Origin of the sequence: Vibrio sp. M260118 (genome assembly GCF_036533755.1) — a bacterium.
Classification (GTDB): Bacteria; Pseudomonadota; Gammaproteobacteria; order Enterobacterales; family Vibrionaceae; genus Vibrio.
Genome location: NZ_JATABG010000169.1, coordinates 1 through 7,352, shown reverse-complemented (window position 1 = coordinate 7,352; position 7,352 = coordinate 1). Strand labels below are relative to the sequence as shown.

Sequence of the window (7,352 nt, the reverse complement as noted above, 5' to 3'; positions counted from 1 at the left end):
GTTTTGACCCCTTTAGCACGCAACATGTTCACGACTTCAGCCACCGCTCCCTTTGCAACGCCCTGCTTGGTTGAGCCTTGACCAACGCGATAACCCAGGTGAGCCGTATGTCGAATAGTATCAATATTCGTCACATTTAGTCGGCCAATAATTCGATCATTGTCATCTTTAATTAGCAGAGGAAGCAACTCATTGCATTGGTAATCAAGCAAAAACTCGCGAATGTGCTGCTCTACCCCACTCTTAGTGTAGAAATCTGACTCCCGTGGCGGAATAAACTGCTCAAACCAAACTTGATTTGCAAGCTCAAACGCCAATAACTCTTCAGCATCCTTTAATCTAATAAGCGACAGCTTCACTGTTCGTTCCCTTGTTACTTTTTCTTACCGCGATTGGCGTGGATCTTAAGTTTCGCTTTCATCTTGCGTTTATCTGAGTTGCGACCTTTTCTGCGCGGTGATTTGTCAGGCTCAACGTCTTCAATTAGGCTCGGCTCAAATCCTTCAAGCCACTGTTGCGGTAGTTTGCTATCTAATAAACGTTCTATGGCTTCTAGCAAGTATTCTTCATCACGACTCATCAGCGAAACAGCGAATCCTTTCTGCCCAGCTCTACCCGTGCGGCCGATACGGTGAACATAATCTTCGGCCTTGTATGGCATATCAAAGTTGACCACTTGCTCTAACTGCTGAATATCCAAACCACGCGCGGCGACATCAGTTGCAATTAGTGCACGGACATGCCCAGATTTGAAATCGTCTAAGGCTTTTTGGCGAGCACCTTGGCTCTTATCACCGTTAATTGAAGCCGCTTTTATACCATCGAGCTTAAGCTCTTTTGCCAGTGCATCACTGCCTTGCTTAGTTTTAGTAAACACTAAAACTTGCTGCCAGTTACGCGAACCAATAAGGTAAGCCAATAGCTCGGCTTTACGCTTTTTGTCGACTGGGTAAACCATTTGAGTCACTGTATCGGCGGTACTGTTCGACGCGGTAACTTGAACTTCTACCGGTTCATTTAACATTTTGTATGCAATGGTTTTAATTCGCTTGTCAAATGTCGCCGAAAAGAACATTGTTTGGCGATCTTCATTACAACGTTTGAGGATACGCTTAATATCAGGCATGAAGCCCATATCGAGCATACGGTCTGCTTCATCTAGCACTAAATAGTGAGTTTTATCTAGCTTGATATTTTTGCAAAAAAGATGGTCAAGCAAACGCCCTGGGGTCGCCACCAAGATGTCACAGCCTTGGTCGAGGTTTCGAGTTTGGACATTCATACTGGTTCCACCGTATGCAGCAACCACTTTAAGCGCAGTGTTTTGAGCGTATTGATTCAGGTTGTCGAACACCTGCTGCGCCAGTTCTCGCGTCGGTACCAATACTAGCGCCAACACATCATTGCTTTGGATATCGCGGTTATTCTCAGCTTCAAGCAGTTTGTGCAGAATCGGTAAACCAAATGCAGCCGTTTTACCGGTTCCAGTTTGTGCACCAGCTAACACATCCTTACCTTCAAGAACATGTGGAATAGCCTGAGCCTGAATGTCCGTTGGTTGATTGAAGCCTAATTTCTCAGTAGTTTCACTAAGAAGGGGGCACAAGCCTAGTGCTGCAAAATGTGTCGACATGGAGATAACCTTTCATTTTAAGGCCGACGATTCTATCAAAAACTTTTGCTTGCAGTTAGTAGATCCGGATAGAAGCGTGAAAATGTCTCATTAAGTTGTTCATAGTGGTTAAAAAGCGGCATGCTGCATTCACTTAAGCGCTGCATACGAGGAGAACGTCGCGACATTCTTTGCAGTGCATACTCGATGTTTTCAAAGTGACGATATGACTCTAGCCACCTTCCCTGCCACATTGCATCAGAAACGTGGATAAAGCGCTGCGGCAATGAATGTTCATTGTCCGCACGGACGGTATGCTCAGCATGGCGACAAAACCGACTCAGCGAATCGGTATGATATTCATCCCAACGTTTTGCCAGGCAGTGGTCCCAAAACATATCGAGCGCAATACCAGAAAATCGGCGCAAGCCATTTGGAAAGAGTTGCTTTGCTTCAACGACGATTGAGTGTTGGTCGGTATAAGAATCCACAAAACGATGTAGTTTTACGCCTGAGGATAAATGAGCAGGTAGCTGGTCGTCGGGATTGCCTTTAACAAAATCCCCCAGCAAATTACCCAATAAACTGGAACCACAGTGGTCTGCGATATGGAGGTGAGCTAGATAGTTCAACGGAAACGCCTAAAAGGAATACGATATAAAGTATACACAGGTTTACAAAAACACAAAGCCAGCGCGATTGCACTGGCTCTCTCTAAGTATCGTATTTGAAGAATTACTATTTGAAGATCTCGTCTGCTAGCTCTTCGATTGACTGCTCATAGTCTGAGAGTTCAAAGCCAATCTCCATCGCATCTAATAGCTCAAGGCATTCTTCATTTGTTGTTTGGTCACTCATTCTGACCTCCTTAAAAACACTTTCTAAAGCCACACTTGTGGCTCGTTTTCTATATGTGGTTGCACGATCTATTTTTAAAGCACTTATATGACACTTTTTTGAATCAGAGAAGAAATTTGTTGAATCAATTTGAGTCTCCTCCCAAGTAAACGTTTACGTCAGTATAGTGCCTAGTGTGTATAAAATTAATTACACTCATGGTAAATATTATGTACATACAGCTTGATTTCGTTTCGATTGTTTTACACAATTCAATACCAAGCAGCGTTAAACACCAAAGATTATTAGTTCAATGGTCATAAACGCCAATAAACACACTAACTTGTAAAAAAAAATATACAATGAGTAAATCAAAGGTATTGGGTAGTACTTTGATCATATCTGGCACAACGATTGGTGCTGGTATGTTGGCACTGCCACTCGCATCTGCTGGAATCGGCTTCTCTACATCACTTATCATCATGTTGGCTCTTTGGGCGCTGATGGCTTATACCGCGCTGCTTATGATCGAAGTTCATCAGCACGCCGAACATAATGCGACGCTTCATACGCTTGCCAAACAGTTTCTTGGTGCTAAAGGGAAATGGGTGGCCAGTTTCGCCATGATTTTTCTTTTCTATGCGCTATGTGCTGCCTACATTGCCGGAGGTGGAGCACAGTTCGGTGAACGTATCGCGAGTTTTACTGGCTTAGACGTTAGCAATACTGCTTCTACCGTCATCTTTACTCTGATGGTTGCATCCATTGTGACAATCGGCACTTCCACCGTAGATAAAGTAAACCGTGTTCTATTTCTGATTAAGATCGTAGCCATGGCCATGGTGCTGACATTTTTAGCGCCTAATGTTACTGAGTCTTATCTATTGAGCATGCCTGTAGAGCAAGGCCTAGTTATTGCTGCTATACCCGTCATTTTCACATCATTTGGATTCCACGGTAGTATCCCGGCAATTGTTAACTACCTAGATGGTCACACGCCTTCACTGCGTAAGGCCATCATGATTGGCTCTGCCATCCCATTGGTCGTCTACGTATTTTGGCAAATAGTAACACTGGGCGTAGTAAATCAAGACGCCTTACTCGACAATCAAGGTTTAAGTGCACTAATTTCAAAACTTTCAGCCAAGGTTAACGTCTCTAGCTTAGGGCAAACTATTGGCATCTTCGCCGATCTAGCACTGCTTACTTCATTTCTTGGGGTGAGTTTAGGCTTGTTTGAGTTCTTGGGTGACTCGTTAAAGCGACAGAGTCAAACCCATTCAAGAGCGCTCGTTGGAATAATTACCTTCGTGCCACCAATGGGGTTCGCTTTGTTCTATCCACAGGGCTTTATTATGGCTCTAGGTTACGCTGCTATTTCACTGGTCGTGTTAGCAATTTTTCTCCCTATCTTGATGGTCAAGAAAGCGCGAGCACAGGCCAAGGCAACTCATTACCAAGTCATGGGTGGTAATCTCGGATTAATCGCCACCAGTACGGTCGGCGTACTTATCATTGGCGCACAAATTTTAATTACTACAGGCGTGTTGCCGTCCTTGGGATGAGCTTTAAGCAGTTCAGGTGTTCAAACCTACGTGTAAGGATTTAAGCTCTAATTTACAGGGCGCTAGTAAAGCTATTACATAGTGCCCCAGTCAGTAAACAAACGCTGAATTTGATTACCAAACGTTAAAAATCCGACTGAAAATGTTGTATCCCAGCTTAACCTTGACTGAAATCACACTACTTATTAGTATTAGCAGCGTCGAAAAGATTTTAGACTGGTCAGGTTATTCCAGTCCTCGAACAATTCGAGATTTAGTTACTTCTGGTAAACCCACGGCACTAACCTTTTAATAGGGTGGTGCTCGTTAATGCTTTTGGTGCACCATCTTCACTTTGGATGGAACAATGCAAAAGAAACAAACCTTAATTCTCGCACAAATCTTTATCTCTCTTATGATGGCATTTCTTATGACGGGGATTTTTAGCTTTGCCGAACTCGGAATGACTCATTTATGGCTACAAACTTGGATGAAGCACTTTGTCGTCGCTTGGCCTATTGCTTTTGTACTATCAATCTTTGTTGGTAGTGCAAGTTTTAAACTAGCAAATAGAATCACCTCATAAGCCAAGCATGCTGACTACAATCTGGTATGTAGTCAGCACTGCCAACGCCGGATTAAGGGTAGACCACTCCACCACCAAGCGTGCCCTATAACACCTTAAACACTGAATCAAACCACAATCAAAAGTGCCTTACGTTAGCAGTCCGTACTGAACAGTTTGTTAGGTGGGTATCCGAGCCACTATCCGCTAACGAAGTTAACTAGTTCTTTCCGAAAGGAAACGCTTTACAAGCAATTCCCCCACATACCAAAGGCCAATAAAAACGCCAACATCTATCAAAAAGTACTTTATATCAAATGGTTCCGAGAATACTTTGTACTCAAAATTAAATAAACTAAAAATCAGCTTAGAACCCAACAATGCAAACGCGATAGGAAATAAAAACTTCATAAATTACCCATACATACTGTCCAATCGAGACTATACAAACCAACAACCACCACAAGAGCAACTATTTATATATTGAATGTTTCAAGGTTCCGACGGAGCGCCAACACCTGAACTATGGCGGCATAACCTCTTGTTATGCGAGCGCCTCGTTGAGCGCGCAGTTTACTCTTTCCTCAATACCATTTTCGACTATGAAAATTGCATCTTGTAGTAAATCTTGATCCCAAATTGCTTCATAGCTGTAATTTTGTAAAATCCCTCTCAAAACGATTCCTGTAAGACCATGGCTCACGACGACAACATCTTGTTCATCCGGCAACTCCGAAAGCCATGAAAGTAGTCTATTGCGGACGGATTCATAGGGCTCACACTGTGGGGCATTAAGATACCAATCTTTTTGATTGAGCAACCTCGGATTGCTTTCAACCAAATCAGGAATTTTCCGTTGCTCCCAGGAACCGAGTGAAAATTCCTTTAAGCGCTCATCCTGCAACAAATTTGATTGGGGAAAGTTAATTGCTTTACAGATAATTTTCGCAGTCTGCACGGCTCGGCCAAGCGGGCTGCAAAACACTTGATAATTATTCCCAGTCAAACGCTTATTTAACTCAGAGCCTACCGAGCGTGCTTGCGCTTTTCCTTTGTTTGTAAGCGGTGAATTGCAATGTCCTTGCAGTTTTTGCTCTGAATCGAACACCGTCTCACCATGCCTTATAACGTATATCTTCTTAATCATTTGTTAATCCAAAATACAACCACGGCTAACAAAACTATAAGAATCACTCTGCTATTGCAAAACCTCGGATTTGAGTCAATTTTGACTCGCAGCACTGCACAGCGTTAAATCGAAAATACGGCATTATTCTCTCCTGAACGCCGTGTTATGTGATTGTTGCACAAGAATTACAACCACTAGACGCGTAGAATTATATGCACCCCGTCAACTATAATAAAATGGACATTACATGAAAGCCCTTATTTATGAAACGCTTGTAAACCTGACAAATCAAGCTCCAGAACAACACGCAACCATAAGACAAAACCTTTATGAGCAGTTGGATTTGCCTTTCGATAAACAACTGGCTTTGTATGCAGGAGCTCTCGGGCCGGCAAGTTCAGGAAAATTAGAAAATCACGAAGCTATTAATAACGCTGTAGATGGCGCTATTCAGTTATTAGAAACCCCTGAACACTAAACCTAGCCGATTCAGTAACGGCTCTCATCCCCAAGAGCCGTTATAGCACCAGTCACTGGATTACGATGTTTAGCCATAAATCACCTCTCAATTAGACCCTAGCCCTAACTCAGTAAAATGTCGACTAAACGTGGGGGACTCGGGCAGATAACGCCAAATTAAGGTTTTAGCCACGCCAGCACTTAACTCAAAATTATTATCATAAATACAGCACTTCGAAATTAGCACCAAAACTACCGCGCGTTAGCAGTCCCGCTTGAACGCCTTTGTTAAGAAGAACTTAAATTGAAACTAAAGGCTGTGCAATGTGCACGATTGCGCTTTATGAAACAGTTCACCCAATTGATGCTAAGAACCTTGCTAACAAATGTCGATTGCCAACGGGCGACCGCACGGACTTCGAGGATTGCCAATAGCCGAGCGATGGTGGGTTGTAGCACAAATGCTGAGCGGCTTATTGGCACAAGCTCCCTACTCTAACAGCCCGAACTTCAGTGTTTGACATGGCAACGATGCACGCTGTGGAACCAAAGTGCAACTCCGCGACACACGTGGGAAGTGGCACTAAATTTAAAAGGGCTTCTTAACGCCCTGCTAAGGTGTGAGCCACATTAGCACCACAATAAAAACCACCACCATAATCACAAAAGTATGGGGAGTTAAAACTGCCGAGCGTGGCGAATCACTCTTAAGCAGTTTGTTAGCATGTGGGGCTGATTGATTCACCATCCTCACATACTGCCTCATAGCAGACACGTAGTTGCCGATAGTTCTATCAGATATTTCATGCGACTCATGAAGCTTCGCGACAATACCCGAAATATCGTTTTCGTTTGCCAGAGTTTTTGAGTTAATTCTTATATTTGTATGCTTCTCCACACCATTTAAGTAGGAAACATAAGACTTACAAGAGTCAGCCACTTTATCATTTTGCCCTACGCCTTGCTCACGAATAAATGCTTCATATTTCTTCTGATGTTCAAACATAGCCCTAGCCTTTGAGTGTTCATACTCTTAAAACGTAGGTTACGATCCCATCTAATGTCATCTATGATTTTGCACGAAGCATGCTAACGCCCTGTTAAGGTGATGAGATGGTCTCCCCCTACCACTTCACATGTCTATCAGCCATGCTTGGAGTGTTCAGGTCCCGAAGCAAAAGGAGAAGACCATGACTCAGCATAAAA

Annotated in this window: 8 protein-coding genes; 3 read left to right on the top strand and 5 right to left on the bottom strand. The window is 43.3% G+C overall.

The features are described 5' to 3' along the window. The 3 genes from QTO00_RS11365 to QTO00_RS11355 form a co-directional block, all read right to left on the bottom strand. Window positions 1–359 (bottom strand): GNAT family N-acetyltransferase (locus tag QTO00_RS11365; RefSeq protein ID WP_331424919.1); only part of this gene is annotated, 359 nt, incomplete at its 3' end. Between the two features lie 14 nt (window positions 360–373). Next, window positions 374–1,639: a DEAD/DEAH box helicase gene (locus tag QTO00_RS11360; RefSeq protein WP_443088919.1), complete on the bottom strand. Its 1,266-nt coding sequence runs from the start codon at window positions 1,637–1,639 to the stop codon at window positions 374–376. Between the two features lie 29 nt (window positions 1,640–1,668). Then, entirely contained in the window at window positions 1,669–2,244 is a 576-nt protein-coding gene (locus QTO00_RS11355; RefSeq protein WP_331424917.1) for an acyl carrier protein phosphodiesterase, read from the bottom strand. A gap of 567 nt (window positions 2,245–2,811) precedes the next feature. On the opposite strand from QTO00_RS11355, the gene QTO00_RS11350 reads away from it, so the two are divergent. Together QTO00_RS11350 and QTO00_RS11345 are read left to right on the top strand one after the other, a co-directional pair. Continuing rightward, window positions 2,812–4,014: an aromatic amino acid transport family protein gene (locus tag QTO00_RS11350; RefSeq protein ID WP_331424916.1), complete on the top strand. Its 1,203-nt coding sequence runs from the start codon at window positions 2,812–2,814 to the stop codon at window positions 4,012–4,014. Between the two features lie 346 nt (window positions 4,015–4,360). Beyond that, on the top strand, window positions 4,361–4,579 hold the full coding sequence (locus tag QTO00_RS11345) for a DUF2798 domain-containing protein (protein ID WP_331424915.1): 219 nt from the start codon (window positions 4,361–4,363) through the stop codon (window positions 4,577–4,579). A gap of 523 nt (window positions 4,580–5,102) precedes the next feature. Here the strand turns inward: QTO00_RS11345 and QTO00_RS11340 are convergent. Then, the gene (locus QTO00_RS11340; RefSeq protein ID WP_331424914.1) at window positions 5,103–5,705 is read right to left on the bottom strand and encodes a histidine phosphatase family protein; all 603 of its coding nucleotides are present in this window, start codon (window positions 5,703–5,705) and stop codon (window positions 5,103–5,105) included. A 229-nt stretch (window positions 5,706–5,934) separates the two neighbouring features. Between QTO00_RS11340 and QTO00_RS11335 the strand changes: the two genes are divergently transcribed. Further along, window positions 5,935–6,165: a PAS factor family protein gene (locus QTO00_RS11335; protein ID WP_331424913.1), complete on the top strand. Its 231-nt coding sequence runs from the start codon at window positions 5,935–5,937 to the stop codon at window positions 6,163–6,165. A gap of 594 nt (window positions 6,166–6,759) precedes the next feature. On the opposite strand, the gene QTO00_RS11330 is transcribed toward QTO00_RS11335, so the two are convergent. Further along, on the bottom strand, window positions 6,760–7,152 hold the full coding sequence (locus QTO00_RS11330) for a hypothetical protein (RefSeq protein ID WP_029860778.1): 393 nt from the start codon (window positions 7,150–7,152) through the stop codon (window positions 6,760–6,762). Window positions 7,153–7,352: the final 200 nt, after the last annotated feature.

What these genes read in the sequence shown, in the direction of transcription:
- QTO00_RS11350 (WP_331424916.1), top strand. Translation starts at nt 2,812, where the DNA reads ATGAGTAAATCAAAGGTATTGGGTAGTACTTTGATCATATCTGGCACA.
- QTO00_RS11345 (WP_331424915.1), top strand. Translation starts at nt 4,361, where the DNA reads ATGCAAAAGAAACAAACCTTAATTCTCGCACAAATCTTTATCTCTCTT.
- QTO00_RS11340 (WP_331424914.1), bottom strand. Translation starts at nt 5,705, where the DNA reads ATGATTAAGAAGATATACGTTATAAGGCATGGTGAGACGGTGTTCGAT.
- QTO00_RS11335 (WP_331424913.1), top strand. Translation starts at nt 5,935, where the DNA reads ATGAAAGCCCTTATTTATGAAACGCTTGTAAACCTGACAAATCAAGCT.
- QTO00_RS11330 (WP_029860778.1), bottom strand. Translation starts at nt 7,152, where the DNA reads ATGTTTGAACATCAGAAGAAATATGAAGCATTTATTCGTGAGCAAGGC.